Origin of the sequence: Corynebacterium sp. MSK047 (genome assembly GCF_030232285.1) — a bacterium.
In the GTDB taxonomy this organism is placed as follows: domain Bacteria; phylum Actinomycetota; class Actinomycetes; order Mycobacteriales; family Mycobacteriaceae; genus Corynebacterium; species Corynebacterium jeikeium_D.
Window position 1 is genome coordinate 1 of record NZ_JASPJI010000010.1, and the last position, 25,960, is coordinate 25,960.

The 25,960-nt window shown below is 59.6% G+C and carries 18 protein-coding genes; 7 read left to right on the forward strand and 11 right to left on the reverse strand.

Translation table 11 applies throughout. The features are described 5' to 3' along the window. Positions 1-142 precede the first annotated feature (142 nt). Entirely contained in the window at positions 143-1,384 is a 1,242-nt protein-coding gene (locus tag QP981_RS05345) for a SatS C-terminal domain-containing protein (protein ID WP_016422149.1), read from the forward strand. Between the two features lie 29 nt (positions 1,385-1,413). Here the strand turns inward: QP981_RS05345 and QP981_RS05350 are convergent, their stop codons facing one another. After that, on the reverse strand, positions 1,414-2,643 hold the full coding sequence (locus tag QP981_RS05350) for an adenosine deaminase (RefSeq protein WP_016422148.1): 1,230 nt from the start codon (positions 2,641-2,643) through the stop codon (positions 1,414-1,416). 156 nt (positions 2,644-2,799) lie between these two features. On the opposite strand from QP981_RS05350, the gene QP981_RS05355 reads away from it, so the two are divergent. Beyond that, positions 2,800-4,050: a D-alanyl-D-alanine carboxypeptidase family protein gene (locus tag QP981_RS05355; RefSeq protein WP_180950687.1), complete on the forward strand. Its 1,251-nt coding sequence runs from the start codon at positions 2,800-2,802 to the stop codon at positions 4,048-4,050. Here QP981_RS05355 and QP981_RS05360 read toward each other — a convergent pair whose 3' ends face one another. The 3 genes from QP981_RS05360 to QP981_RS05370 form a co-directional block, all read right to left on the reverse strand. Further along, positions 4,051-5,076 carry a YhjD/YihY/BrkB family envelope integrity protein gene (locus QP981_RS05360; RefSeq protein WP_016422146.1) on the reverse strand — a complete coding sequence of 342 codons (1,026 nt, stop codon included), beginning with the start codon at positions 5,074-5,076 and terminating at the stop codon, positions 4,051-4,053. It lies immediately after the preceding gene. Positions 5,077-5,138: 62 nt separating this feature from the next. Further along, on the reverse strand, positions 5,139-6,194 hold the full coding sequence (gene trpS, locus QP981_RS05365) for a tryptophan--tRNA ligase (RefSeq protein WP_049171954.1): 1,056 nt from the start codon (positions 6,192-6,194) through the stop codon (positions 5,139-5,141). Between the two features lie 95 nt (positions 6,195-6,289). Beyond that, positions 6,290-6,721: a hypothetical protein gene (locus tag QP981_RS05370; RefSeq protein ID WP_016422144.1), complete on the reverse strand. Its 432-nt coding sequence runs from the start codon at positions 6,719-6,721 to the stop codon at positions 6,290-6,292. A gap of 190 nt (positions 6,722-6,911) precedes the next feature. Between QP981_RS05370 and QP981_RS05375 the strand changes: the two genes are divergently transcribed. Beyond that, entirely contained in the window at positions 6,912-9,599 is a 2,688-nt protein-coding gene (locus tag QP981_RS05375; protein ID WP_049171952.1) for a DUF6541 family protein, read from the forward strand. Between the two features lie 28 nt (positions 9,600-9,627). On the opposite strand, the gene QP981_RS05380 is transcribed toward QP981_RS05375, so the two are convergent. Together QP981_RS05380 and QP981_RS05385 are read right to left on the reverse strand one after the other, a co-directional pair. Beyond that, complete coding sequence (locus tag QP981_RS05380; RefSeq protein WP_070642907.1) at positions 9,628-10,584, reverse strand: exodeoxyribonuclease III; 957 nt, start codon at positions 10,582-10,584, stop codon at positions 9,628-9,630. Between the two features lie 43 nt (positions 10,585-10,627). Continuing rightward, positions 10,628-11,938, reverse strand: coding sequence for an MFS transporter (locus QP981_RS05385; protein ID WP_284857618.1), 1,311 nt, complete (start codon positions 11,936-11,938; stop codon positions 10,628-10,630). Positions 11,939-12,332: 394 nt separating this feature from the next. Between QP981_RS05385 and QP981_RS05390 the strand changes: the two genes are divergently transcribed. The 4 genes from QP981_RS05390 (at position 12,333) to metX (ending at position 18,723) form a co-directional block, all read left to right on the forward strand. Continuing rightward, entirely contained in the window at positions 12,333-13,322 is a 990-nt protein-coding gene (locus QP981_RS05390; protein ID WP_070429822.1) for a molecular chaperone DnaJ, read from the forward strand. Between the two features lie 265 nt (positions 13,323-13,587). Further along, a complete protein-coding gene (locus QP981_RS05395) occupies positions 13,588-15,810 on the forward strand; it encodes an NADP-dependent isocitrate dehydrogenase (RefSeq protein WP_284857617.1) in 2,223 nt (740 codons plus the stop codon). A gap of 408 nt (positions 15,811-16,218) precedes the next feature. Then, positions 16,219-17,541: an O-acetylhomoserine/O-acetylserine sulfhydrylase gene (locus QP981_RS05400; protein ID WP_048731554.1), complete on the forward strand. Its 1,323-nt coding sequence runs from the start codon at positions 16,219-16,221 to the stop codon at positions 17,539-17,541. Positions 17,542-17,586: 45 nt separating this feature from the next. Beyond that, complete coding sequence (gene metX, locus QP981_RS05405; protein ID WP_070604443.1) at positions 17,587-18,723, forward strand: homoserine O-acetyltransferase MetX; 1,137 nt, start codon at positions 17,587-17,589, stop codon at positions 18,721-18,723. A 6-nt stretch (positions 18,724-18,729) separates the two neighbouring features. Here the strand turns inward: metX and QP981_RS05410 are convergent, their stop codons facing one another. The 5 genes from QP981_RS05410 to QP981_RS05430 all read right to left on the reverse strand — a co-directional run bounded on the left by QP981_RS05410 (position 18,730) and on the right by QP981_RS05430 (position 25,838). Next, positions 18,730-19,098 carry a DUF3017 domain-containing protein gene (locus QP981_RS05410; RefSeq protein WP_005510063.1) on the reverse strand — a complete coding sequence of 123 codons (369 nt, stop codon included), beginning with the start codon at positions 19,096-19,098 and terminating at the stop codon, positions 18,730-18,732. Between the two features lie 20 nt (positions 19,099-19,118). Continuing rightward, positions 19,119-19,976 (reverse strand): bifunctional methylenetetrahydrofolate dehydrogenase/methenyltetrahydrofolate cyclohydrolase, encoded by an 858-nt coding sequence (locus QP981_RS05415; RefSeq protein WP_005510041.1) that lies wholly within the window; start codon positions 19,974-19,976, stop codon positions 19,119-19,121. Between the two features lie 68 nt (positions 19,977-20,044). Next, positions 20,045-20,584: a tRNA (cytidine(34)-2'-O)-methyltransferase gene (locus tag QP981_RS05420; RefSeq protein ID WP_284857616.1), complete on the reverse strand. Its 540-nt coding sequence runs from the start codon at positions 20,582-20,584 to the stop codon at positions 20,045-20,047. 31 nt (positions 20,585-20,615) lie between these two features. Beyond that, positions 20,616-22,580, reverse strand: a complete 1,965-nt coding sequence (locus QP981_RS05425; protein WP_070549722.1) for an alpha/beta hydrolase family protein — start codon at positions 22,578-22,580, stop codon at positions 20,616-20,618. A gap of 18 nt (positions 22,581-22,598) precedes the next feature. Then, positions 22,599-25,838, reverse strand: a complete 3,240-nt coding sequence (locus QP981_RS05430; RefSeq protein ID WP_284857615.1) for an error-prone DNA polymerase — start codon at positions 25,836-25,838, stop codon at positions 22,599-22,601. Positions 25,839-25,960: the final 122 nt, after the last annotated feature.

The window sequence follows — 25,960 nt, forward strand, 5'->3', positions numbered from 1 at the left end:
TTCACATCTTTCGGAGTCCAACGACCAGCCACAACAACCTCCAAGTCGAGGTGGCGCATTCACCCACTGACAACTCCCTGCAGGTATGACAATTTTTGAGTTTTAATAATCACCAACAAGCAGAAGGGCTGCGACGAAAACTATGGCCAGGAAAGGCATCGTTCCTATCGAACTCGAGCTGACCTCGGGCACCTTTTACACGTTGTGGGCTCCAAGCTGGCGTGAGGGTGGCTCCGAGTGGCAGGCTCTGCTCGGCCGCGGTGATGACATCTATTTGTTCTCATCGGCGGCAAAGCTCCTGGCTTTCCTACAGTCGGATGCCCCTCACGACTTCACGCAGCACCCCAGCTGGCGAAACTTCAACCAGCAGCTACCGGGAGCGGCCATCGCGGCGCCACGCCACCGCTATGACCTGATTGGGCTGCCAGAGATTCTGGCCGGCCGGGCCGACTACGACCATGTTTCGCGCGCAGATCGCATTCTTGCCATCACTCGCTCGATTGGTGCAATCGCGGATCTCACTCCGATCAACCAGATGTTCGCCTCTCACTCTGTCCTGGCTGCCACACAAAATGGTGCTGATCACTTCCAGGGCAGTGGCGCCGCTCAGTGGTCGGCTATCGGCAATGTCATCTTGACCAACTGGGACAATTGCATTGACGCTATCGACGCCATCGGCGCAAATACTCCGAGCATCGATGAAGAGTCTGAAACCGCTGCTGCAGCCGCATTAAAGGAAGCGGAGGCCGCGGAGCGTGAGCGTCGTGAAGCAGCGGAGAAGAAGCGCGAAGAGGAAAAGAAGTCCGCAGAGGAGACCGCCGGCGATCCGTACGACCAGACGGTGTGGGCCAACGCTGGCATCGACCCGATCAAGATCTCCATCGCTGGCCGAACGCTCTACACCTTGCGTTGTTACATGGGGCGTCGCCCGCTATTCCTGGGCAGCGCCGGTGAGATTCACACGTTCTCACAACCCCGCACGATGGTGCGTTGGCTGCTGGAGCACAAGCATCACGACATGTCGGCGCTGACGACGTGGGATGAGATCATCACCGCCGCCAACGCAGGTGAGCTAGAGGCCGTGGTGCACGAGGACAATGAGTACTCGTTTACCGGTCTGGCCGAGGACATTGAAAAGGGCCCGAACGCCGTGGACACCGCCCAGCTCGCCCGCGCGTACGAGCTACTCGCAGACGCCGCTGACTGGGCTGGCGATGATGCCGTGAACGAAGTGCTGGCGGGCAACCAGCAGCTGCAGTGGCTGCTGAACTTCCTGCTGGACACCGGAGAAATGTCCGAGCCAGTTCCGCCTTACGACGATGAGGCCGAGGGCTGGAGGCAGCTGGAGAAGGATTTGGCCGCTCGGTTCACGACCAAAATCTAGCTCCTCCCAGCAAAGCTGGCCGGCGCTGGCTAGTCCAGCGTCAGGTTCAGCTCATCTTCGGCACCGAAACCCGCACCGTTGACATCAGTTTCGATGTCCTCGTCGCTGTTGTCGATAAGCTGCAGGTAAGCGGGGTAAATAATGGTGTCCATGATGTGCTCGCGGGTCGGCAGATCCACGAATGCATTGTTTAGCGCATTCGAGGTCAGTTCGAACAGCTCGCTGTAGCCGTAACCGAAGTTCTCCACCAACTCCATGCACTCCCGGGTCATGGAAGTCGCACCAATCAGACGGTTATCCGTGTTGACCGTGCAGGCGAAACTCATATCGTCGAGAAGCGAGAACGGGTGATCCGCAACGCTGTCACAAACACCAGTCTGAACGTTGGACGTCGGGCAGATTTCCAGCGGAATCTGGCGGTCACGAATAGCGGAGGCAACCTCCTGGCATTCGATGCCCTCGAGGGAAGCACCGAAGTCCTCGTAGATGCGCACGCCGTGACCCAGGCGGCGAGCACCTTGCACGACAGCATCCTGCAACGAATCGACACCGGCGTCTTCACCTGCGTGAATGGTGACCGGAATGAGGTTTTCCCGCAGCATGGTGAATGCTTCGGCATGGTTAGCCGGCGGGAAGCCATTCTCCGGCCCAGCGATGTCAAAACCGACAACGTACCCGTCGGAGTTCTTCCCGTAGTTGTCGATCACCAGCTGTGCGACTTCCTTGGAATTGTCATTCTGGCGCATCGCACAGACCAGCAGACGTGCGGTGATGTGCTTTCCCTCAGCGGCGGCATGGGCTTCACCCTGCGCCAGGCCTTCGACCAGTGCGTCGATGACAGCCTGCATATCCAGGCCCTTTTCCAAATGGTTTTCCGGAGCCAGGCGCAGCTCAGCGTAGACGACGTTGTCGGCGGCCAGATCCTCGACGGCCTCACGCGCCACGCGCGTCAGCGACTCAGCGGTCTGCATGACGGCGCAGGTGTGCGCGAAGGCGGTTAGGTAGCTCGGCAACGAGCCAGAGTTGCCGGTGTCAATGAACCACTTCTCCAGTTCATCCACGTCGGTGGTGGGCAACTGATCGGTGTAACCGCAGTCCGCGGCCAGGTCGATAACGGTCTGCGGGCGCAGGCCGCCGTCGAGGTGATCGTGAAGCAGTACCTTGGGCAGGCTGGCGACAACCTTGCGCATCTCATCGAGATTCGATGCCGAAGACTGTGTGTCCAGAGACTGAGCATCACTGTGCAAAGAATTAGTCATAATGGCCAGACTATCGGTACTGTGCCCTCCGCTTCTACTTCACTGCCGGTGAATCGTAATTCTGCTTTGTACAAAGGCTTCCGCTCCCCCGTTTTCCCCCATCCACACACGACGAATACGTCATTTCGGGTGACGTTTTACTACCCTTATTTCATCATGTTTCCCTCTCGCCGCTTCTCATCTGCCGTTACGCTGCTAGCTACCAGCGCTCTGCTTCTGCCGAGCACCGCCCCTGCAGCCATGGCGCAGAGCACCTCGCTTACCGACGACGCCCCGATTGTCGGTCCCGCACCTGATATCCGTGACACGGAGGGCTGCCCCTACAAGACCCTTCCACCAGCACCAGTGGATTCCTCTGAGGTTCCGGCTCCCGGCGAAACATCTCCCGCTCCACTTCCGGTTCCTCAAAAGCTGGCTGGAGGTAGCAAGATGTCCGCCTGCGGCATTGTCAGCGGTGAGGGGTTTGACGTTCCGAAGGACCTCTCCGCCTCTGCATGGACGGTGTTCGATTTGAAATCCGGCGATGTCCTTGCGGCGAAGGACCCGCACGGCCGCTACCGTCCGGCATCGATTATTAAGGTGCTGCTGGCGATGGAGGCAATCGAGAATTTGAAGCTCGACACCCCAGTCAAGGCGACCTTCGAGGACGCGAACATGGAGGGCTCTCGTGTCGGCATCGTCGAGGACGTGAACTACTCGGTAGAAACGCTCCTGACTGGTCTGTTGCTTAACTCCGGCAACGACACCGGCCACGCCTTGGCTCGCGAACTTGGTGGCATGGATAAGACCACAGAGAAGGTCAATGCCCTGGCAAAGAAGTTGGGTGCGACGGATACGCGAGTGGTCAACCCGACTGGTCTCGATGCTCCGGGACAGATGACGTCGGCATACGACATGTCACTGTTCTTCCAGCACGCATTCAACAATGAGATTTATCGCAAGCTCTCGGCCACCCGCCTGGCCACCATCCCCGGAGACAAGGCTCTCGAGGTCGATGACTTCGAAATCGCCAACGACAATCAGCTGATTGCCCAGGACTACCCCGGCGCCCTTGGAGGCAAGACCGGTTTTACCGACGATGCCCGTCATACCTTCGCTGGGGTGGCTGAGCGCGATGGCCGTCGTCTCGGCGTCATCGTTCTCGACGTCACTGTGGAGGATTCACCGCGCCCCTGGGAGCAGGCGGCATCGCTTCTCGACGCCGGCTTCGCGGCACCGCAGGACAGCTCTGTCGGTGTCCTCGAAGCGGAAGCGACTGAGGATAAGTTGGTAGAAAAATTGCCCGATATCCTGGACAACGAGTCAACAGGAACCGGGCTAAAAATTACTGTCAGCGCTGCCATCGTAGGTGTCATCGCATTGATTGCGATGGTCACCTACCGCTTCGGCAGACGCGATCGCGGCTAATTATTTCGAACCGAGCAGGCGGTTCAATCCGGACGGGTTGGCCGCTTCCGCACGGACGTTAATGACAGCAGGAGCAGGTGCATCCAGCTCCTCGTCGGCAAGCGCTTCTTCGGTCGTCGCGGTCCAGGCAGTGGCATACATAGTTATGCGCCAGATGAGGTAGAAAACGACCATCAAACCGATGACCGGACCGAAAACTGCACCGGCCGGGTTCGACAGGGCGTTGGAGAAGAAAACGCTACCGAGCTGCTTGACAACCTCAAGGCCAATCGCACCGATAATCGCACCCTTTGCCGCAGAGCGGAACGGGGCGCCCCCGCGCGGCAGGAAAGCGAGCATCCAGAAGAACAGCAGCCAGTTGGCAACGAGACCAATGGCGATGGCAATCAATCCCGCAATAATTGTGATTCCCGGGACATGAGCCAGACCAATCTTGTCCAGCAGGGACTGGGTCAGTCCGGAAGAGCCGGCTGCGGTGACAGCGAAGGTCAGCAGGATCATAACCAGCATGCCCAGCAGACGCAGCAGGTCGCGAACCTTTCCCACCACGAAGTTGCTAGCGCCCAGCGGGCGCTTCCACAGCTGTGTCACTGCGTTGGAGAGGTTGCCCATCCAACCAAGACCCGACCACAGGGTGGCAATGAAACCGACGGTGAAGACGCCACCTGCCTGATCGATCGCACCTTCGATAATTGCGTTGATGGTGTCGCCCATCGACCCATCGATGGAGTCGGTGATAGCGGACTGGATTTGCTCAAGCAGCTGCTCATTGCCACGCAACACAAGCGCGAGGATGGCAAATGCCGTCATGATTAGGGGGAAAATCGACAGCACGGAGAAGTACGTGACAGCGGCGGCAAAAAAGTTACCGCCCTGCTCGGAGTAGCGCTCCTGCATCCGCATAACGTGATCGAACCACGCCCACTTTTCGCGGAGGCGGTCGATTGCGCTCGGTTCATCGGCGTGTACACGCTCGATGCCATAGCGGTCCGTTCTCTTCGGATCTTTTTGAGTAGAGGTTGCCATGTCCCCTACCTTAACGTGCCAGCTTTCGGTACGGAGACTGAAGCGCAGAGTCTACAGCTGAATTACCGGTTGGCGGCCTTCAGGAACCCGACTCGCTCGTACACATCTGCAAGTGTCTTGGCGGCAACTTCACGAGCGCGGTCAGCGCCTTCGGCCAGAATCCGCTCCAACTCACCGCGATCAGCCATGAGCTCCTCATAGCGTGCACGCAGTGGCGTGGTGAATGCCTCCAGCGCATCTGCGGTATCGGCCTTCAGCTGGCCGTAGCCAGCGCCTTCGTAGCCGGCAACGAGCTCGTCGACAGGCTTGTCGGTCAACGCCGACTGAATGACCAGCAGGTTGGAAACACCCGGCTTGTTCTCACGGTCGAAGCGAATCTCTCCGTCATTGTCGGTAACGGCTGAGCGAATGCGCTTGGCGGAGACCTTTGGGTCGTCCAAGAGGTTAATAATGCCCTTCGGATTTGCACCCGACTTGCTCATCTTCGATGTCGGATCCTGCAAGTCGTAAATCTTCGCGGAGCCTTCCATGATGTGTGGATCCGGCACCACGAAGGTCTTCTTGTAGCGGGAGTTGAAACGCTGCGCCAGGTTACGCGTCAGTTCGAGGTGCTGGCGCTGATCCTCCCCCACCGGCACCAGCTGTGGGCGGTAGAGCAAGATGTCGGCAGCCATCAGCATGGGGTACGCGAACAAACCAGCGGAGGTATGTTCCGCGCCCTGACGAGAGGACTTGTCCTTGAACTGCGTCATACGGCTGGCTTCACCAAAGCCAGTCAAGCAGGTCAACACCCATCCGAGCTCCGCGTGCTCGGGCACATGCGACTGCACGAAGAGCACCGACTTCTCCGGATCAATACCGAGTGCAATCAGCTGTGCGGCACCTGCGATAGTGCGCTGACGCAGCTCCTTCGGATTCTGCTCGACAGTGATGGCGTGCAGGTCTGGAATGAAGTAGTAAGCGTCGAAGTCATCCTGCAGATTAATCCAGTTCTTCAATGCACCCAGGTAGTTGCCCAGGTGGTAGGAATCTGCGGTCGGCTGAATGCCGGACAGAACGCGCTGCTTACGAGCACTCGGTGCAGGATTAGTTGCCTCAGGACCCTTGCTTTCACTCATAGCCAATAAGTCTAGCGCGAGGCCCGCAGTTGAGAGTCGACGACGTACCCGTTTCGACAACACCACGGGCTTTGCAGGAAACCGACTGCCAAAAGCTAGCCCCGACGCCCCTCGTCCCCCTGCTCCACAAGCATTCGATCGGATAGCAATTTGACGGTGCGCGCCGCAGCGGCTGGCGATTCCTCGGGGTACAGTGCGCGCACCAACGTGATCGCTGGGCGAATGCCGTGCTCAGAGAGAACACGGCGAACACGCTCACGCTCCCCCTGGGTCAACTCGAGCGGGGCTACGGGTGGCCTGCGGGTGTAGGACACGACCATCACGGCTCCCAGCAGAACAATGAGTCCTAGGGAAATCCACAGTGGCCACGCGTAGGCAAAAGACAGCACGATAAACGCAACAATGACACCGGAAGTCACGACCACTGGGACATTGACAGCAGTGCCAGGGTCGTTCTGCAGACTCCGTGCGATGGCTTCCAAATCGGCCATCTGGTGCCGCTTGTTATCGCTCTCGCCGTTTTTCACTGGGGATGTCCTCTCCTTTCCTGGTCCGCACCGAGCTCGCTTCAAGTCCCGCGCAGATTCGCGCTTGGGTTTTACAGCGGCTGAAGTCCCATCAGTCCTTCTTCAAATCTTAGGCGCTCGCGTCCCAAGTGCCGAACTAACCCACAGGTATTATTGGACTAATTCAATTCTCTTATCCGTCAGGAGTCCCATGCTCGCTGCCATTGCGGTTGCCGTCTTCATCCTGCTGGTCCCAGGCGCAGTTCTCGGTTGGGCCAGTGGGCTACGTCCCACGCTCGCGTTGGCATCTGCCGGCCCATTAATGCTGGGTGTGACCGGTTTTTCCGCATGGTTGTCTCACGCGCTCGGGCTGGATTACACCTGGCTCTTCGTGGCCGGCATGTGGGCATGGTTCTGTGCTATTGGCTATCTGGTGCGCAGATTCGTCCCCCGAGCAACGCCCGAAGACGGCTTCGATTCCGGCGTTGTCACCGCGATGATTGTCGTCGGAGTTACGGTAGTCGGCTCGATGCGCGCCATGCTCGTGCTTAACGACGTCCCTGGCGGCCCCGGCGCTATCCGCGAAGCCTGGGACATGCTCTGGCATACCAACTTCCTCCGGTTCATTGACGAGCATGCAATAGCCTCGCCCACCGCGGCCGGTGACCTGATGAATCAGGAGACCGGGGCCGAAATGTTCTACCCCACCGGCTGGCATGCCATGGCGGGGCTGCTGCCCGGCTCGGTCTTCCTCGATTCCAACGTGTTTGCGTTCTTGGCCCCGGCGCTGCTTCTTCCCGCAGCAACTGCGGTGCTAGCCCGCACCGCAGTTGGTCCTAAGTGGGCGGCCTATGCCGGTCCCGCAGCTGCCGTCGCGACGCTGATGCTTCCGGAGATTTGGGTGGCTCTTTGGCGCACATCCTCCATGCCGTATCTGCTCGCGGTGGCTGCTTTGCCGATTGCTGCGGCTTTGACCATGCGGGGCTATATTGTCCCCGCTGCGCTTGCCCTGGTCGGCACGTTTATCACCCACCCGGCCGGCGCAATTGCTGCCGTGCTCTTTGTTGGCTTGTGGTTGATTACCCAACCGAGTGTCAGTGGCCTAGTTCGCACGCTAATTATCGGAGCGCTCGCCCTGGTGATGACTCTCCCGGCGGCTTTGTCCGCGAGTGGGCAAGGCGAATCCGTTGCGGGCTTTACCGGCCAAATTGAGATTTCCCGCTCCGAATCACTGTGGCGAACTCTGATTGGGTTTTCCCGCTATGCTGACGAGCCCATCTTTTCCCGGACTGTTCTGGTTCTTGTGCTCATCGGCCTGGTGGTGGCGCTTGTCTCTCGCCTGCCAGACAGCCCATGGGCTCCGTGGCCGGCACTGGTTTTCGGGCTGCTCTTTGTGGTGTCCGATAGTGCGCAGTCCCGTTGGTCTGAGCCGTTCGGCACCTATCTGAAGTTTATTGGCACTTTCTTCTACGACATGCCGTACCGCATGCAGGCGGTTATGGGAATTCTGCGCGCAGTGCTGGTCGGCTACGCAGTCGCGGCTGCCGTTGTCGGGATTGTGGCTGCGGCGCAGTGGATCGTCGCAAAGCGAGATCAGCCGACCAAGTCGTGGAATCCTGCGCTGGCGATGGGGCTCGTAGCGGCACTGGCGATTGTGCCTGCGACCTGGGCGAGTGGGCCTGCTCAGCGCGAGGCAATTCGCCAGAGTTTCGGAAGCACGTTTGTGACCGCTGCGGACATGGAAGCTATTGATTGGCTGTCCGCACAGCCGCATGCGTTTGAGGGGCATATTCTCAATGACCGTCGTGACGGTTCTGCGTGGATGTATGCCATCGCCGGACTGCCGACCCTGTTCCGCCATTTCTCCTTCTCCGACAAAACTGCCGAGGCGAGCAACAAGCTGCCGATAAACGTTGACCTGCTGGGCTCACATCCAGAGTTCGATGCCATGGCGAAGAAATTGGGAGTGCACTACATCATTAGTTCCCCGCCGGGTGTGAACACGGATGGCACGGAGGCGCTGTCGATGCGTTCCTGGGCATGGCACGCGCCGGGGCTCACGCCTGTGTATCACGACAGTTCGGTGATGATTTTCGCGGTCAACAAGATGTTTTCACCTGAAGAGTTGCACGCTGTTGTCAACAGTTCCCCACACCGCCCGGCGCGCCCCAATCCGCTGTGGATGCCTCCGCGCCAGCCGATCGTCCCCTCCCCTGACGAGGCTGTCGATCCGCTCGCCGGCGCGCGCATCACCGTCGACTCTCGCCGCGAGGCCATCGAGGCTATCAACGCCGACCTGCCTCGCGCGCTGCGTTTGAGTGGGGATACTTCCGCTCACATCGACAGCATCGTGCAACGCGCCAGCGACAAGCTCCGTCAGCGCGGCGCAATCGTTGGCGCGCATTCGCTTGCCGACGACACGGCGAGCGCAGCCACCGTAATCGTCGGTCGCTCATCAGAGGGCCAAACTCTTTCTGGGGATAACATCGGCGATCGTGGCTTTTCGGTATCCGCTGTGGTGAAGTCTCTCGAACCTGAGGACGATGCTCCTGCCGATTGGCAGTTGGCGGCGGGTGTGCGCGACGGAATGGTGTACCGAGGTTTCAATCCGCACAGCAGTTACAGCACAAACGGGGTGCCAACCGAGTTTCGCACCGGCCTGGCGCCGGCAGTGGCGGTGAACCAGAGTTCGCGGCCACATGCGCCGACAATTGCGCTATCGCTGGGAGCGGTGGGCGCTGAAAAACTCACCCGCGATTTGGCCGACCCCGCTATGCAGGACAAATGGGCCGACGCCATCGTTGACGGCATCGCCTCGATGTTGCGGCAGAACCGGCATCTCGTAACTGCTCCCGAGCCTGAGATAATCCCAGAGTTCGCTGACGTCGGAGCACACTAGTCCGCTCGGGGTTAGGCGTATGCCGGGTTTAGGCGTACTCCACGATCACCGGCGCGTGGTCCGTCCAGCGAAGGTCGTAGGCGGCAGGCTTATCCACTACCGAGCTGACAGCACGCTTGAGCATTGGTTCGGTTACCGCCTGGTAGTCGATGCGCCAGCCGGCATCGGTATCGAACGCCTTACCGCGGTAGGTCCACCAGGACCAGGGGCCGTCGGCCTCTGGGTGCAGACGGCGAGTGACATCAAACCACACCGGATCTGCATTGAGCTCCGGGGCCTCCCACACAGAACCATCGGAGAAGGCACCGGATTCCAGCTCCTTTTCGCTGGCCTGAACCTGCGAATCCTGGGGAACCTCATCGGGCCAGCAGCCGAAGACCGAGTCCATCCAGGCACGCTCCTGCGGTAGGAAACCGCTCTTGCGGCGGTTGGTCTTCCAGTTCTTCAAATCCTGTTCGCGGTGGCAGATGTTCCAATCGCCGCCGATGACTGCGTGGTGACCATCGCGCCCCTTGGCCCCCAGTTCCGCCAGGTAATCGGAGAAGGCATCGAGGAAGCGATACTTCTCATCCTGCTTCTCGCTCAGGGCAGCACCAGAGGGCAGGTAGAGGCTGGCAATCTGGACATCCACATCCAGGCCGGTGTCCGCTGCCGGGGCAACACCACTGATAAACCGACCGGATTCTTCGAACTCCTCGGAGCCGATGCCCACCTGGACGTCGTTAAGCGGAAAGCGCGAGAGAATGCCCACGCCGGCGCGCCCCTTGGCACCCAGGTTTTCAGCGCCGACCCAATGCCATCCGGCATCGAAAGCGGGCGCGAGGGCCTTGCGTGCCTGGTCGTCGGTGGCGCGGACTTCCTGCAGCAAAACGACATCGGAACTGGTGTGCTTCAGCCACTCCAGCAATCCCAGATTGGTTTCGCTGCGCTCCTTGACGGCGGCGCGGATGCCGTTGACATTGATTGTCGCGATTGTAAGGCTCATGCCCTCATACGTTACCTATGCGTGCACTACGCCTTGAAGACCCCTAGCGCAGTTCGATGCGCTCAGCCTTCTTCGCCTGTGAGCGGCGGTAAAGAACAATGGTCGGCAGAGCGATGAAGATAGCCAACATCGCCAACGTCGCGCCGCCCAAAGCCGGTGCGCGGTAGCCATAACCGGAAGCGATGACCCAACCACCGAGCGCCGCCCCGAATGCGTTGGCCATGTTCAATGCGGCCTGGTTGAGTGCTGCCGCCAGCGTCTGTGCGCGACCGGCGACATCCATCAGACGGGTCTGCAGATTAGGCACCAATACCGATCCCAGCAGACCGATAAGGAGGAAGTTGATCGTGCCCAGCACAGCATTCTGTGAGGTGAAGTAAAAGGCGCTGAGCATGATTACCATCAGCACCAGCGCAACCATGATGCCCCACTCCCCGATGCGGTCGGAAAGCCAGCCGCCGATGTAAGTACCGACAACCATGCCGATGCCGTAGGCCATCAGCACAATCCAGATGTGGTTTTCGCTCATGCCCGCTTCGCGAGTCATAGTCCAGGTGATGTAGGTGTAAACCGCGAACATGCCGCCGAAACCAACGGTGCCGATTGCGACGGTCAGCAGCACCTGCGGTGTCACCAGAGCCGAGAGCTCATCCATCGGACGTGTCTTCGGCATGCGGTTCATATGCGGCACGGCGAACCACAGCGAAACAAATGCAATCAGCCCGATGACCGCGACAAACGCGAAGGCGCTGCGCCAACCGTAGATCTGTCCCAGCACCTGCGCGGCCGGCACACCAATCACAGTCGCCACCGACAACCCCACGCCCGACAGAGCCACCATCTTGCCGCGCTGTCCCGGCTTAGCCAGGGAGGCCGCCACCAGCGCCGCCACCGAGAAATACGCGCCGTGCGGCAGACCGGCAATGAAGCGCGAGACCATGACCGCTTCGAAAGAGCCCAGTGTGCCTGCCCAAACCGTGGCACCATTGCCGATGGTAAATGCCGCCATCAGCAGCAGGAGCATGCGCCTGCGCGGAATCGAGCCGGTCAGCACGGTAATTAGGGGTGCGCCCACGACAACACCGAGTGCGTACATCGAAATCATGCGCCCTGCGGCATCCTCATCACGTCCGAAGGCATCAGCGATGTAAGGCAGCAGGCCCATGGCCACAAACTCGGTAACGCCGATGCCGAATGCACCGACCGACAGAGCCACAATCACCAAGATTCGGCGTAGATCAGAGATGTCGTCCTGCACCGGAACAGGACGGCGATGCGAGCTAAACGCTCCCGCACGACGCGCACGCGGTTTGTGGTCGTCGTTGTGGGTTGTTACTTCGCTTGACGACGTCATTGCGACCGTCTCCTTTTCTCTTCTTACGCCAGTTGGTGGACTCTCAGTTCCCCTCGACTTTCGACCCAAGACGGGTTCGCAAAACCGTGAGGGGAGCCGCAAGGGAAAAATGAGACTCTACTCCGCAACACAAAAATTTCGCTATTTAATCCGCCTGTTCCCCGGGTATTTGTGCGCGGAATAACATCTACGGCCATTAGTGGAAGTCGCTCACTCAAGTTCTTCTAAACCATTTTGCAATCGGCATTGTTTGCCGAGGACTACCATTCCCTCCGAGCGCCACGGACTTCCTACCATCGAGCGCTCCGGGTCTTCGATGCTGCCGTACTAGCTACCGGGTAAATTGTTTTAAAAGATATTTCGAACTGCAATACCGATAGGATCTTGATTCACTATGGGCGACCGCTACAACCTCTATGAGTCTCTGAAGCTGGATAGCGCAGCCAGCACCGAAGAGCTCCATGCAAATCTTTCTAATCAACTCTCCGAACTGCGAGATGCTGGAGTCTCGGAGTACTCCGGCGAGTTCCAGGAGAAGCTCACTGCGCTGCAAGTGCTTGGCGATGAGGGACGTCGTCGCGAATACGACGCTTTGCTGGCCGATGAGAACGCCACCATCACCATTGCGACGCTGCGCGGGCTGGCAAATCGCCCGGTACCCACTGCGCAGGAATCCTCGTTCCAGACGCAAACCCAGCAAGCACAGTGGTCCGCCCCAACTCAAACCAGTCCTGCGACAGTAACCACCACGGTGACCACGGATGTACCACCGCTGCCTGCAAACGCCACACTGCAGAACATGTGGCAGCGCATGCCACTCATCCCCCGAATCACTACCGGCTTGGTCAGTTTTTCAACTCTGATTGGCATCATCGCAGTTCTGTACGCAATCACGCTCGGCATCCAGGGCGCCAACGATCTCGGCAGCCTAGAGTCATCGTTGGGTGATTCTTGGGATGACATCGGCTACATTATGGGCGCTGCAGCCGCCCTCGTTCTTGTTCCAGTCCTCCTACTGATGGGAATGATGCTTGTCACCTTGACCGCATACTGGATTCACTCCATCCTCCGCGGTGAAGACTCGACGGCACCAATCTTTTTCTGCGTCACCGTGGCACCACTGGCGTTGGCTATGACCATCATCCCCCTCCTGTTCTTGAGCTCCTGGGTGGATGTAGTCCTCTTCCTCGCAGGTGCCATGCTGATCGCGGCTTGTGTTCTTATGTTCCTCAAGGACATGCGCGCATGGTTCCGCGGCCAGAAACTGGTCAGGACTACCCAGTCGGCGCCGGGGCAGGGCTATGCTCCGCAGTACCCCCAGTCTCAGAACACTCAGGGCTACCAGTTCGGCCAGAACAATCCTCCGAACAATACACAGAACTAAATAGGCTGCCCTGAACAACCGCGCCGGCGTGCACGACACCCCAGCGCGGTTTTTCGTATTTGAAGGGTTTGAGCGCGGGGGCCGTCGTAAAGCGAAAAATGGAATGAAAAGCGGCGAATAAGCGACAAATAATTGCACATTTCGTGACTTGCCTCACATAATTGCGTTATTCATATCACTATCACTGTTTTTGCGCTATGCCCCGACACAACCCAAGATTCAAAACTGGGTTATCGTGGAACAAAACAGATAGGAGACATGAATTATGGCGACAATTATTTGGACCCGTACTGACGAAGCCCCCCTGCTGGCGAGCTACTCGCTGAAGCCAATCGTGGAGGCATTTGCAAGCCAGGCTGGTGTCAATGTTGAAACCCGCGACATCTCCCTCGCAGGCCGCATTCTGGCTCAGTTCCCGGAGCGTCTTTCGGACGAACAGAAGGTAGAGGATGCGCTGGCAGCCCTGGGCAAGCTGGTCAAGGAGCCGGACGCCAACATCATCAAGCTGCCGAATATCTCTGCATCCGTCCCGCAGATTAAGCGCGCTGTCGCAGAGCTGCAGGAAAAGGGCTATGACATTCCGAAGTACAAGTCGCAGCCGGAAGGCGAGGAAGAGACCGCCGACCGCACCAAGTTCGACAAGGTCAAGGGCTCTGCCGTTAACCCGGTACTGCGTGAGGGCAACTCCGACCGCCGCGCTCCGGAGCCGGTGAAGAACTACGCCCGCAAGCACCCGCACCGCATGGGCTCTTGGTCCGCAGACTCCAAGACCAACGTCGCCACCATGGCCTCCAACGACTTCCGCCACAATGAGAAGTCGGTTGTCATGCCGGCCGACGACAAGCTGACTTACCAGCTCGAGGCTAACGACGGCCAGATCATCACCCTGAAGAAGGACATGCCGGTCCTCAAGGGCGAGATTATTGACGGCACGGGCATGAACGTCCACATCCTGGACAACTTCCTGCGCGCTCAGATTCGCCGCGCACAGCGCGAGAACATCCTGTTCTCCGTGCACCTGAAGGCCACCATGATGAAGGTCTCCGACCCGCTGATCTTCGGCGAGGTTGTCAAGGCCTTCCTGCCATCTGTTTTCCCGAAGTTCGAGTCCAAGCTGGCTGCCGCCAACCTGACTCCGGACAACGGCCTGGGCGCCATGCTCGATGGTCTACACAAGCTTGACGACGCTACTGCGGCGGCCGTCAAGTCCGCTATCGAGAAGGACCTGAAGGAAGGTCCGGCCCTTTACATGGTCAACTCCGATAAGGGCATCACCAACCTCCACGTTCCGTCTGACGTCATCGTTGACGCTTCCATGCCGGCCCTGATCCGCAACGGCGGCAAGGGCTGGGGCCCGGACGGTGAGGAGCGCGACACCCTCGCAGTCATCCCGGACTCTTCCTACGCAGGCGTCTACCAGGCTGTTATCGAGGACTGCCGCGCCAATGGCGCTTTCGACCCGGCCACCATGGGCTCTGTCCCGAACGTCGGCCTGATGGCTCAGAAGGCTGAGGAGTACGGCTCCCACGACAAGACTTTCCAGATTCCGGTTGACGGTGTCCTGCAGGTCATCAACTCCGCTGGCGAGGTTCTGATTGAGCACCACGTCGCCGAGGGTGACATCTGGCGCTCCTGCCAGACCAAGGACGCCCCAATCCGCGACTGGGTGAAGCTGGCCGTCAACCGCGCTCGTATCACTGGCGACCCTGCAGTGTTCTGGCTGGACCCGCAGCGTGCGCACGACAACAACCTGATCAGCAAGGTCAACGAGTACCTGGCAGACCACGACACCGAGGGTCTGGATATCCGCATCATGGATCCGGTGTCCGCTACCAAGTTCTCCCTCGAGCGCATCCGCCGCGGCGAGAACACCATTTCCGTAACCGGTAACGTTCTGCGTGACTACCTCACCGACCTGTTCCCGATCATGGAGCTGGGCACCTCCGCCAAGATGCTGTCGGTCGTGCCGCTGATGGCCGGGGGCGGCCTGTTCGAGACCGGTGCAGGCGGTTCCGCACCGAAGCACGTCCAGCAGGTTCAGGAAGAAAACCACCTGCGCTGGGACTCCCTGGGTGAGTTCCTGGCACTGGCCGAGTCCCTGCGCTACGCCGCTGAGCATGACGACGACCCACGTCCACGCGTCCTGGCTGAGGCCCTGGATAAGGCAACCGCTACCCTGCTCGACGAGGGCAAGTCGCCGTCCCGCAAGGCTGGCGAGATCGACAACCGCGGCTCCCACTTCTACCTTGCTCTCTACTGGGCACAGGAGCTGGCCAAGCAGGACGAGAACTCCGAGCTGAAGGAAGTTTTCGCACCGGTCGCTAAGGCTCTCACGGAGAAGGAAGAGTCCATCGCCAAGACCCTGATTGATGCTCAGGGTTCCCCAGCTGATCTGGGTGGCTACTTCCTGCCGGACGATGAGAAGACCTCCGCAGTTATGCGTCCGTCCGCTGAGTTCAACGAGATCATCGACGGTCTGAAGAAGTAGGACTAGCTGCTTGCTCCTGGCTGGCCTGGTTGGCCTGGTTGGCCCAGGCTGGCCTAGGCCGACCTAGGATGACCGCCGGTTTCGGGCGATAGCCCCTCGCTCATGTTGCATTTGATGCACATGGCGCGAGGGGCTTTTTCTATGCCCTGACTTCCTTAACGGCCTTGACAGCTTCCGGCTTGGCTCGCCCGACACTCGGCACCGCAGCGCCCGATCCCCCCCCACAACTGGCCACGCCCCAGAGCCAATCAAACCAATCCGTACTAAGCGGACTATAGCACTCTCGACACAGATATACACACCCTCTTACCTTGGGTTTTTCCAAAACTTTGCAATAGACAGCTTGGTTCACTATTGTTTGTAAGCAACGTTTTGAACAATCTCAAAAACCGCAAGGAAGTATCTGAAATGACCACCAAGTACGACAACAGCAACGCCGCCAACTGGGGCCTGTCCACTCGCGCTATTCACGCCGGTTTCGCTCCGGACGCACAGACCTCCGCGCGCAACCTGCCGATTTACAACACCTCCTCCTACGTCTTCGATTCCGCTGAGCACGCTGCCAACCGCTTCAACCTCTCGGATGCAGGCCCGATTTACTCCCGCCTGACCAACCCGACTGTGGATGCCGTCGAGCAGCGCATCGCCAGCCTCGAGGGCGGCGTCGCTGCCGTACTGTTCTCCTCCGGCCAGGCAGCTGAGACCGCTGCTGTCCTCACCCTGGCTCGTGCAGGCGACCACTTCGTCGTTTCGCCACGCCTTTACGGCGGTACTGAGACCCTGTTCAAGGTCACCCTGCCGCGCCTTGGCATCGACTGCACTTTCGTCGAGAACCCGGATGACCCGGAGTCCTGGCAGGCAGCAGTTCAGGACAACACCGTCGGTTTCTACGGTGAGTCCATCGCCAACCCGCAGATCGACGTCCTCGATATCCCTGCCATCGCCGAGGTTGCACACCGCAACAACGTTCCGCTGATCGTCGACAACACGGTTCCGACCCCGGCCCTGCTGCGCCCACTCGAGCACGGTGCTGACGTCGTGGTTTCCTCCACCACCAAGTTCCTCACCGGTAACGGCTCCTCCCTCGGCGGTGTCATCGTCGACGGCGGCAAGTTCGACTGGACTCAGACCCGCAACGGCCGCTCCATCTTCCCGAACTTCACCGAGGCCGACGAGGCTTACCACGGCCTGAAGTTCGCTGACCTGGGCGCCCCGGCCTTCGCTCTGCGCGCTCGCGCTGGCATTCTCCGCGACACCGGTGCTGCTCCAGCTCCGTTCAATGCGTGGGTTCTGGCTCAGGGTCTCGACACCCTGGCTCTGCGCATCGAGCGCCACAATGAAAACGCCAAGGCAGTCGCTGAGTTCCTCGAGAACCACCCGCTGGTCGCCAAGGTCAACTACGCTGGCCTGCCGAGCTCCCCGTGGTACGAGACCCTGAACAAGCTGGGCCTTTCCGGCGCCAGCGGCGTGCTCTCCTTCGACCTGAAGGATGCCGACACCGCCAAGGCTTGGAAGTTCATTGACGCTCTGAAGCTGCACTCCAACGTCGCCAACATCGGTGATGTCCGCTCGCTGGTTGTCCACCCGGCCACCACCACTCACTCCCAGTCCGATGAGGAGGGTCTGACTCGCGCCGGTATTTCCCAGGCCACCGTTCGCCTCTCTGTCGGTATCGAGAACATCGATGACATCATCGCCGATCTCGAGGGCGGCTTCGCAGCACTCGCGTAGACCGTTTGTACACGGACACAGAACGGACTAAGTAGTCTATAAGGCATGAGCTTTTCCCCATCTACCCCGGCCGCCCTCCCACCCGAGGGCGAGCCGGGGCGTGTCTTTATCGGCGATGTCACAACCGAGGCTGGCGCGGTCATCCCCGACGTCACCGTCGAGTTCGAACGCTGGGGCCGGCTTAACGACGACTGCTCGAATGTCATCCTCCTCGAGCACGCTCTAACCGGCGACGCCCACGCTTCCGGCCCCTCGGATGAGTACCACCCGACTGCGGGTTGGTGGAACGGGATGATTGGCTCTGCCCGCGCACTGGATACCGACGAGTACTGCATTATCTGCACCAACGTCATCGGTGGCTGTCGCGGTACAACCGGCCCTTCCAGTCCACATCCGGACGACGGCAAGCCCTGGGGCTCTCGCTTTCCCGCTATCTCCGTGCGCGACACGGTGACGGTGGAGCACCTTGCGCTGCAGGAACTGGGAATTTCCCGCCTCCAAGCTGTCATTGGCGGCTCCTTGGGTGGGGCCCGCGCGCTTGAGTGGTCACTGATGCACCCTGATTTCGTCGGCAAGGCATTGGTGATGTGTGTCGGCGCACGTGCGTCTGCTTGGCAGATTGGTATTCAGTCTGCGCAGATTCAATTCATTGAGTCCGATCCCGATTGGCATGGCGGCGACTACTACGACCGCGGTGTGACTCCGGCCCGAGGTCTGGGTTTTGCACGCAGGGTCGCGCATTTGACGTACCGTGGCGAGCTGGAGATGGATGATCGCTTTGGCGCGGCAGCGCAGCCCGGTGAGGATCCGCTGGGCGCGATGCGCACGGAAGATCGCTTCCAGGTAGAAAGCTACTTGGATCACCAAGCGGAGAAGCTTGCCCAGCGTTTCGATGCAGGCTCGTATGTTGTGCTCACCGATACCTTGAATCGGCACAATATTGGCCGTGGTCGCGGTGGCCTCAACGAGGCGCTGCACTCGTCAACCGTGCCGACCATGGTTGCCGGTGTGGACACGGACATTCTCTACCCCTTCCACCAGCAGGAGCACCTCGCCCGCAATCTGGGCAACTGCTTGGGGCTAGAAAAGATTGAATCCGCCGTGGGTCACGACGGATTCTTGACGGAGTTCGAGCGAGTGGATTCGATTGTGCGTAGTTTCCTCGCTCGCGATGTCAGCTAATGTCAGCTAGCTTCCCAACGCATCCACGCTGACTGCGAGGAATACGATTCCCATCCCGATTATGGAGCAAAACCATAGGTCAAAGGCCCGGGATCGCACAGAGAACACACCTAAAATGCTGTCCGGCAGGTACTGCCTAGCCACGCCGAGCAGCATCATTGTGCTTCCCAGCATAAATGTGGCGCGTCGCCACCGCTCCAGCCCCAGAAACACAACGAAGGCGGACATGCCGAAAAAGAGCGCACCGTAAATCGTATACTGCACCCACATTGGCCACGATGCCCCCGGCGGCGGGGTCTTCGGGCTGTGCGGGTTCAGCATTGGATCCGGCAGATCTTCCCGCCGGGCACGCTGCGCAATTTCCCTTTTCGACACGAGTTGTTCCTCCTGGCTGATTAGGCCAGGCCAGCGAGCTTTTCAGCGCGCTCGACGACATTGCGTACAAGGAAAGCGCGAGTCAGTGGGCCGACACCACCTGGGTTCGGGGATACGTAACCGGCAATGTCCCAGACGTCATCGGCAACGTCACCGGCCAGCTTGCCGTCGACACGCGAAACTCCCACGTCGAGCACAGCAGCTCCAGGCTTGACCATGTCTGCAGTAAGCATATGAGCGACACCAGCAGCGGCGATGATGACATCAGCCTGACGGGTTTCAGCGGCCAAGTCCTTGGTGCCGGTGTGACATAGCGTCACGGTGGAGTTCTCGCTACGGCGAGTGAGCATCAGGCCGATTGGGCGACCAACGGTGACACCGCGGCCGATAACAACAACCTTGGCACCGTTGAGCTCAACGCCGAAGCGTCGCAGCAGGTGGATACAGCCGTTTGGGGTACACGGCAGCGGTGCTGGCTCGTTGAGGACCAGCTTGCCCAGGTTTACCGGGTGGAGGCCATCGGCGTCCTTCTCCGGATCGATGAGGCCCAGAATACGGTTTTCATCCAGGTGCTTCGGCAGTGGCAACTGAACAATGTAGCCTGTGCACTCCGGGCTTTCATTCAGCTCGGTGATTACTGCCTCGAGCTCTTCCTGCGTGGTGTCAGCCGGAAGGTCACGGCGGATAGAGGCGATACCAATCTGCTCACAGTCGCGATGCTTCATCTTGACGTAAGAGTGGCTGCCCGGATCATCACCAACCAACACGGTGGCCAGCCCCGGGGTGTAGCCGGCTTCCTTCAAACGCTCAACGCGCTTTTCCAGGTCTTCAAAGATTTCGTCTCGGTAGAGTTTGCCATCAAGCTTTGTCGCTGCCATGGCATTTATCTTAGGCACAGGAGCGAATAATGCCCAGAAACGCCCTGTAACCGCCCTCGCCTTTGACCCTATTTACCGCCCATAAAGCCCTGCTGACGCCAGACTTCATAAGCAGCCACTGCTGCGGCGTTGGAAAGATTCATGCTGCGACGAGCTGGCAGCATCGGAATTCGGATTAATTGTGTAATTCGCGAATCATCGAGCACTGACTTTTCCAACCCGGTTGGCTCTGGGCCAAAGAGCAGTACATCGGTGTTCGTGTACTCAATGTCTGTGTGCCAAGTGTCAGCGTGTGCGGTAAAGGCAAAGATGCGGCACCCTTGGCTGGCAAAGGTCTCCAACGCTTGATCGATGGAATCGTGAATACGCACATCGGCCAGGTCATGGTAATCCAGCCCGGCGCGACGCAGATTCTTGTCATCGAAGTTGAACCCCAGTGGCTTGGCCAGATGCAACATAGCTCCAGAGCCCGCACACATGCGGATAGCGTTTCCGGTGTTCGGCGGGATGACAGGCCGGTCAAAAAGCACGTGGCAGGTGTGGCTCTTAATCCAGTCTGTGGAGTTGGTTGGCTCGGCGTTCGTCGGCTCGGTCGTGGCGCTATTCATTTCTTCTGTCAGTTCTTTTCCGCTGCTTCTATTACTGATCGTTGTTAGTTTCTACTGCCGTTGACGCGCTGGGTGCCGCATCACACACGCCGTGCTCGGCGAAAAACGCGATGATGGTCTCACCGATGAGCGCTCGGCTCCTCGGCTTCGAGAACTTATGGCCCTCTCCCTCAACCACCAGAAAATCAGTGGGCACACCATAGGCGTCCATGGCGTTGCGCATCTGACCGGACTCTCGCGGAGGCACGTTGGTATCCCACTCGCCGTGGATGAATAGGGTTGGAGCCTTCATTTCCTCCGCACGGTGCAGTGGCGAGATATCGCGCAGAAGCTCAGCATCCTGGTACGGGTAGCCGTATCGAGGGAACGCGGCCTGCGCCAACCAGGGTTCTGTGGATTGGTAGTAGGTTTCAAAACTTGTCATTCCGCAGGCATCCACGATGGCAGCAAACTGATCCGGGTACCACGCCGAGGCCAACAGCGACATGAAGCCACCGTAGGATCGCCCACCCAGGGCAATGCGTTCTGGGTCCGCCAACCCGGCATCAACGAGGAAGGCACGCGCCGCTGCGATATCCGCAATAGCGGCAAAGCGTCCATAGCGGTCGCCCGCGTGCTCGAATGACCTACCGGACCCCGAGGAACCGCGCACATTAGGTGTGAACACCACGAATCCCGCCTCCACAATGCTGGCTAGAACATCGTGGTGAATGGGTTTTGCCTGCAGTTCTGGGCCGCCGTGGATGTGGATGAAAGCCGGCGGTAGTGCGTTTCCGGAAACGTCATTAGAACTATTGCGCACCGACTCTGGAAGGTAGAGCCAGCCAGAGAGTTCCAGCCCATCGCGGGAGACAAAGTAGACCAGTTCTGGGGCCGGCATGGTCTCCAGGTTCTTCTCTTCCAGAGCCAAAATCCGTTCGGTGCGTTCCATATCCAATGGCTCAATGACACCACCGATATTGCGCAGAATCTCCACCGTTGGCGCAAGGCCTGGCCCTTCTACTGTCAGGGAGATCAGCTCACCGTCCCCGGAGATTGACAGCTCGCGCGCAACCATGCCCGGCAATTCCACATTGCGGCGCACCATCACCCGCATGTCGTCAGTCTGCGGGTGAAGGCCAAGGGTTAGCACCTCGAGCGTGCTGACCCCACCGCTATTCCACAGCACAGCCGCGGTGGAGGAATCCTCACTAATGACGAATTCTTCGACGTCTTGATCCGGATTGCCAATGAACTCCTCGACATCAACTTCGATGCCAATCTTCATATCCAAAATCTCCGCTGCGGTCGATTCCGCTGTACGCGGCTCCGTGGTGCTGATACCGCTGTCGGGAGTAATACCCAGGCGCAGGATGCGACGCTGTTCCGCGCCATGATCTGAGAGCACGAATGCGGTCAGCTTCTCCTGCCCCGGATGCGCCAATAAGACACCGACATCCGTGGTAGAGCCAGGATCGGATGGCAACAGCGGCTGCCACTGCTGCCCCGGCCCGACCAGCAGTAGCTCACGGTGGCCTCGCGGTCCCACCCGCACGAGGCCAAACCCACCTTCAGCCGCTACCAGCTGGCTGTCAGTGCGTTTATCAATGACCTCATACTTTGAGTCCGTCGGGTTGACCAAACGCGCATAGTTAATACCCTGGGCATCGACCGCGTTCATCGCTAGGAGATCGTTATCCCATTCCACCAGTGTGGCGCGCATATCCGCATCCATACGCAGGGGGCGGGCACCGTCGACCTCCGGATCGGTGGATACCAGCCAGGTCTGCAAACGCTCCGTACCGTACGGAGAGACCTCGCAGGCAATCCACTTTCCATCCGGAGAGTGCAGCACCCTGGTAACCGGGCCTTCCACCGGCAGTTTCACGGGGCGCTCCGCCCCTAGCCCCTCCGGAGTAATCTCCTGCTGTACCGCACGCGGGTAGCCGCTATCGCGGACAATAAAGGCGATTGCACTCCCATCCGGTGCTAACGAGGATTCATAGGTCTGGCGCATGACAATCCATTCTAGTAGTCAGCGAAAATCTCTACTTCGACCTGCCACCACTGGCTGCCCCAGAGCCTCGGACATATCCACCAGACGATCGGCCACGATTGTCACCGCACCAGAGGCTGTCTGCGCGATACCGCGCACCACCATCGCCCGCGAATTCACCGCTACCGGCCGAAATCGATTCCACAGCCCCGGCGTACACAGCACATTCACCAGCCCAGTTTCGTCCTCCATTCCCAAAAATGTCACTCCACCAGCGGTCCCCGGACGTTGCCTATGCGTCACGACTCCCGCCACTTCTACTCGTGTTCCGTCGAGCACTGTTTTCAGTTCCGCCGCAGGCACCACTCCACGTTCCTGCAGGTCTGCCCGCAACGCGGCCACCGGGTACTGCCCCGGGGTCACTCCCGTTGCCGTCAAATCGGCAGCTGCCAGCTCAAACTCCGTCATGCCGGGCAACGCAGGTGCGTCGGCAAGCGTGAGCCCCGGCAGCATGCCCTCACTTTCCGTCGCCGCCACGCCCGCCGCCCACAGTGCTTGACGACGGTCAATCCCCAGCGACCCAAGTGCTCCTGCGCGCGCCAGTGCTTCCATGTGCCCAACACCCAGCCGAGCTCTGCGGGCGACATCTGCTGCGTTGACAAATGGCCGCGCTGCGACGATACGTTCCGCCACGTCATTGCCCACACCGGCAATGGCGCCGAGCCCCAACCGAATACGCCCATCGATGACGCTGGCTTCCACGCCTGAAACCGAGATATCCGGACCATCGCAGCCGATACCGTGCCGGCGAGCATCGGCAATCAACGACTGCGGAGAGTAAAACCCCATGGGCTGGGCACGGAGCAATGCGACACAGAACTCCGCCGGATAGTGGTACTTAAACCAAGCCGAGAAATACACCAAGGAGGCAAACGACTGCGCGTGTGATTCCGGGAAACCGTAGGCGGCAAAGGCCACTATCTTGTTCCACAGTTGTTCCCCAATATCCGCATCAATGCCACTGGTGCGCTCCAGCCCAGCCAGAAAACGGGCATGAAGCGCTTCCATTTTGGCCACTGAGCGCTTCGACCCCATAGCGCGACGCAGCGAGTCCGCTTCCGCCCCACTGAAACCCGCCGCATCGACGGCCATTTGCATCAGCTGCTCTTGAAATAGCGGGATGCCCAGTGTCTTCCCGAGGGACTTCTCCAGCACTGGATGCTCATAGGTCACTGGTTCGAGTCCATTTCGGCGGCGAATGTAGGGGTGCACGCTACCGCCTTGAATGGGGCCTGGGCGAATGAGTGCCACCTCCACCACCAGATCAAAGAACTCCCTCGGCTTCAGTCGGGGCAAGGTGGCCAGCTGCGCGCGCGATTCCACCTGAAACACGCCCACCGCGTCCGCGCGTGCCAACATCTCGTAAACCTCCGGTTCAGCGACATCTATTTCCCACAGGTTCACTCGGCGCCCATGCTGTTCATAGACCAAGTCAATGCAATGGTGGATGGCCTCCAGCATTCCGAGGCCAAGCAGGTCGAATTTCACCAGTCCCGCTGCCGCACAGTCATCCTTATCCCACTGCACTACCGAACGACCTTCCATGCGTGCCCATTCCACTGGCACGACATCCGCAATCGGCCGATCACAAATCACCATTCCGCCAGAGTGAATGCCTAAATGACGAGGCTGCCCACGAAGCTGCTCCGCCAGTTGCTGCACCGGCTCCGGCGGGCACACCTCCCGGTCTCTGACCCACGCATCGATAACGCCCGGCGAGTACCCCAACACCCGCGCCGCATCGCGCAATGCACCGCGCCGCCGGTAGGTAATGACATTGGCCACCTGCGCGGCATTGTCACGACCATACTTTTCATAGACGTACTGAATGACCTCTTCCCTACGGCCAGACTCGATATCTACATCGATATCCGGTGGCCCATCCCGTTCTGGCGACAAAAACCTCTCAAACAACAGCCCGGCACTAATGGGGTCAACATTGGTGATCCCCAGCGCAAAACACACCACCGAGTTAGCGGCCGAACCGCGGCCCTGTGCCAGAATTCCCGCCCGGCGACAGAACTCACAGATGTCATGCACGATGAGGAAGTAGCCCGGAAAACCCAGCTCTCGAATCACAGTCAGCTCATTCTCTAACTGCGCCCACGCCCGCGCTTGCACGGAGCTATCCCCAGCTCCATCGAGCGGACCATACCGCCGCCGTGCCCCTGCACGAGCAATTTCCCGCAACCATGAGTCCTCATCGTGACCAGCAGGAACCTCCCAGCGAGGCAACTCAGGCGCAATGAGATCAAGCGTAAAAGCACACTCACCCGCAATGTCCTGTGTTGCCTGCAGTACCTGCGCCCCCAGATACCGTGTTGCCGCCGATAGCTCCTCCCACGGACGCAACCAAGCTCCGCCTGCGGGCTCCAGCCGTGACTCGAACCCGTCTAGGTCCTCCCGCACAGCAAGGGCCTGCTTCGCCCCGGCCAACCGGCTTGCCGCAGGCGAGGCCGCCGTCGCAGCAGAGGAAACCACCTCTCGCAGGCCATACTTCACAGCTGCGGCCGAAATCGCCTCCGCGTCATCGGCCACCTGTGCGGTGGGGCTCAGGCGGTGCTCGAGCGCCACGTTCTCCGCACCGAAGGCCGCAATGAGCTCTTCCAAGTCGCCGACCCAGCTGACGTCGGCAAGCACCTGCCAGAAACCACCTGCGGCCTCCCCTAACTCTGGCAGCGAGGGATAGCAGACGACGGATTTCTCCCCTGCCGACATATGCGCATCACACAGCGTGTGACTCAGGCGCCGATAGCCCTCGGGCCCCCGCCCCAGCACCGTGAGGGGCCGCTGCGGAAGCCCCAGCTCCGCGCCGATGATTGTGGCAATACCAGCCTCCGCTGCAGCCTCGGCAAAACGAGCGATTCCATAGAAACCATCGCGATCTGCCAGCCCCAACACGTTTAACCCCAAACGCGCAGCCTCGGACACCAATTCTTCCGGATCCGATGCGCCATGCAGGAATGAATAACTCGAACGACAGTGCAATTCCGCCTTAATGTGCGCAGGCGTAAATGACACACTACCGCTGCCGCTAGCACCGCTTTCCGGAGCTTCAAAAGCCCCAACGATGGAATCTGACAGCTGCCCCCGCCAGCCATTGAAGCTGCCATTAGGCTGTAGTTTTCCTGAAAATTTACCCGATAGAATACGCTCAATCCGCGACCAGCTCAGTGGCCGACCGGACTGCTCCGACTGTCCGCCCGAGATGTTTTCCATGCCACGAACATTAACCCACCCTCCGGACTGTATTCAAACGTATTTTCGATTAGTATGTGTATTAAGCACCACCCCCGGGACGCATCCGTAAGTCACACCTCAGCCACGCTCGACTGCTTAGG

What these genes read in the sequence shown, in the direction of transcription:
- QP981_RS05390 (WP_070429822.1), top strand. Translation starts at nt 12,333, where the DNA reads ATGGGCGACCGCTACAACCTCTATGAGTCTCTGAAGCTGGATAGCGCA.
- QP981_RS05425 (WP_070549722.1), bottom strand. Translation starts at nt 22,580, where the DNA reads ATGCGCCAGACCTATGAATCCTCGTTAGCACCGGATGGGAGTGCAATC.
- QP981_RS05430 (WP_284857615.1), bottom strand. Translation starts at nt 25,838, where the DNA reads ATGGAAAACATCTCGGGCGGACAGTCGGAGCAGTCCGGTCGGCCACTG.
- QP981_RS05385 (WP_284857618.1), bottom strand. Translation starts at nt 11,938, where the DNA reads ATGACGTCGTCAAGCGAAGTAACAACCCACAACGACGACCACAAACCG.
- QP981_RS05420 (WP_284857616.1), bottom strand. Translation starts at nt 20,584, where the DNA reads ATGAATAGCGCCACGACCGAGCCGACGAACGCCGAGCCAACCAACTCC.
- QP981_RS05400 (WP_048731554.1), top strand. Translation starts at nt 16,219, where the DNA reads ATGACCACCAAGTACGACAACAGCAACGCCGCCAACTGGGGCCTGTCC.
- QP981_RS05380 (WP_070642907.1), bottom strand. Translation starts at nt 10,584, where the DNA reads ATGAGCCTTACAATCGCGACAATCAATGTCAACGGCATCCGCGCCGCC.
- QP981_RS05415 (WP_005510041.1), bottom strand. Translation starts at nt 19,976, where the DNA reads ATGGCAGCGACAAAGCTTGATGGCAAACTCTACCGAGACGAAATCTTT.
- QP981_RS05360 (WP_016422146.1), bottom strand. Translation starts at nt 5,076, where the DNA reads ATGGCAACCTCTACTCAAAAAGATCCGAAGAGAACGGACCGCTATGGC.
- metX (WP_070604443.1), top strand. Translation starts at nt 17,587, where the DNA reads ATGAGCTTTTCCCCATCTACCCCGGCCGCCCTCCCACCCGAGGGCGAG.
- QP981_RS05345 (WP_016422149.1), top strand. Translation starts at nt 143, where the DNA reads ATGGCCAGGAAAGGCATCGTTCCTATCGAACTCGAGCTGACCTCGGGC.
- trpS (WP_049171954.1), bottom strand. Translation starts at nt 6,194, where the DNA reads ATGAGTGAAAGCAAGGGTCCTGAGGCAACTAATCCTGCACCGAGTGCT.
- QP981_RS05350 (WP_016422148.1), bottom strand. Translation starts at nt 2,643, where the DNA reads ATGACTAATTCTTTGCACAGTGATGCTCAGTCTCTGGACACACAGTCT.
- QP981_RS05375 (WP_049171952.1), top strand. Translation starts at nt 6,912, where the DNA reads ATGCTCGCTGCCATTGCGGTTGCCGTCTTCATCCTGCTGGTCCCAGGC.
- QP981_RS05355 (WP_180950687.1), top strand. Translation starts at nt 2,800, where the DNA reads ATGTTTCCCTCTCGCCGCTTCTCATCTGCCGTTACGCTGCTAGCTACC.
- QP981_RS05395 (WP_284857617.1), top strand. Translation starts at nt 13,588, where the DNA reads ATGGCGACAATTATTTGGACCCGTACTGACGAAGCCCCCCTGCTGGCG.